The organism is Streptomyces sp. NPDC056948 (assembly GCF_042674225.1).
Classification (GTDB): domain Bacteria; phylum Actinomycetota; class Actinomycetes; order Streptomycetales; family Streptomycetaceae; genus Streptomyces; species Streptomyces purpurascens.
Genome location: NZ_JBHUQX010000780.1, coordinates 1 through 1,749, shown reverse-complemented (window position 1 = coordinate 1,749; position 1,749 = coordinate 1). Strand labels below are relative to the sequence as shown.

The 1,749-nt window shown below is 66.6% G+C and carries 2 protein-coding genes; both read right to left on the bottom strand.

Annotated features, from left to right (window positions below; translation table 11 throughout):
- The coding region (locus tag ACFTZL_RS44660; protein ID WP_382596301.1) for a PEP-utilizing enzyme at positions 1-810 on the bottom strand (810 nt) is incomplete at its 3' end.
- 78 nt (positions 811-888) lie between these two features.
- The gene (locus tag ACFTZL_RS44655) at positions 889-1,338 is read right to left on the bottom strand and encodes a PTS glucose transporter subunit IIA (RefSeq protein WP_382596298.1); all 450 of its coding nucleotides are present in this window, start codon (positions 1,336-1,338) and stop codon (positions 889-891) included.
- Positions 1,339-1,749: the final 411 nt, after the last annotated feature.

The following is a 1,749-nucleotide window of genomic DNA, read 5'->3' as shown; positions in this document are numbered from 1 at the left end:
TTGGTTTTTTTTTAAAGTCTGGTGGGCTGGTTTTTTTTTTAAGCACCCCGCCCGGGCCGGGGTCGTGGCCCCCCGCGGGGCCCTGCGCGCGGCGGCCGCGGCTTCGAGCTGAGCCTTCTTCTCCTCACTCGGGTCCACGAAGATCTCACCTGTGCTGCCGTCGACGGCGATCATCGTGCCTTCGGCGAGCTCACCGGCACCCGGCAGAGCCACCACGGCCGGCACCCCGAGCGCCCGCGCCAGAATCGCGCTGTGGCTGGTCGGACCGCCCTCCTCGGTGACGAAGCCGAGCACCAGAGTCGGGTCCAGCAGCGCGGTGTCGGCAGGGGCGAGGTCACGTGCGACAAGGACGTAGGGCTCGTCGCTGTCGGGGACACCCGGCATCGGCACGCCCAGCAGACGGGCGACGATTCGATTCCGCACGTCGTCGAGGTCGGCCACGCGGCCGGCGAGGTATTCACCGGCATTTGCCAGCAGCTCGCGGTACGCGGCGAATGCGTCGTACACCCCGCGCTCGGCCGTGCTGCCGACGGCGATCCGCCGTTCCACGTCGGCCATCAGCTCGGGGTCCTGGGCCATCATGGCCTGCGCCTCGAGCACCGCCTGGGCTTCGCCGCCCGCCAGATTGCCGCGTGCCATCAGGTCGGCCGCCACAGCCTCCACGGCCTTGCGGGCGCGCCCCTGTTCACGCTCCGCCTCGTCCGCCGGGATCTGCTTCGCAGGCGGCTCGAGCACCGCCGTTCCCATATGCCGAACCTCGCCGATCGCCACACCGTGGCTCACGCCGACGCCTCGCAGCGTTGTCTCCATCTCACCCGTCTCCGATAGTGCGGCGGCTCCCGCCGCCGTGTTGGTTGTCCTGTTCGCCGTCATACGACGGCACTGGCGTCACTTCCAGAGGAAGAGACTGTCGCCGGCCTTCACATCGCCGTCGATACGAAGATCGGAGAGGGCTTCGGCCGTGGCCTCCAGCGCCACGATCGGGCAGATCGCGGACTTGCCGGCGGCCTCGACGGCAACCGGGTTCCAGCGCACGATGCCCTGACCTCGCCTGACGGTGTCGCCCTTGTTCACGAGCAGCTCGAAACCCTCGCCGTTGAGCTGCACGGTGTCGATACCGAGGTGCGTGAGCACACCGTGTCCGCTCTCGTCGACGACGACGAACGCGTGCGGGTGCAGGGAGACGATGACGCCGTCCACGGGAGAGACGGCCTCGGAAGGCTCACGTACGGGGTCGATCGCTGTGCCCGGGCCGACCATGGCCCCGGAGAAGACGGGATCCGGCACGGCTGCCAGTCCGATGGCGCGTCCTGCAAGCGGGGACGTCACGGTGGTCATGGGAAGCCTCCCAGGGGTGGAGATCGTTATGGGCCGTCCCTGTCGGTACCGGACGGCACACTGTTCAGCAGGGTATGTCACCTGAAGTGCCGGTTCCGTGCGGGCACTCCAGAGTGGTCTAGACCATACCGCAAATCGATTTGCACGCGCTCTGCGGCCGCGTGTACAGTCGTACTCCTGCCTGGGGCTGAGCGACACAACCTCGTGTCCTTGCCTGGCAGCACCCAAACTTGTCAGATCCTATCTCGGGGTCATCTTCTGCATGTCTGCAGGACGGTGGTCAGGGAGTCGGAAAAACACTGATAGAGTTTGGAGCACCGAAGGGAAGCCCGGAGGAAAGCCCGAGAGGGTGAGTACAAAGGAAGCGACCGTTCCTTGAGAACTCAACAGCGTGCCAAAAGTCAACGCCAG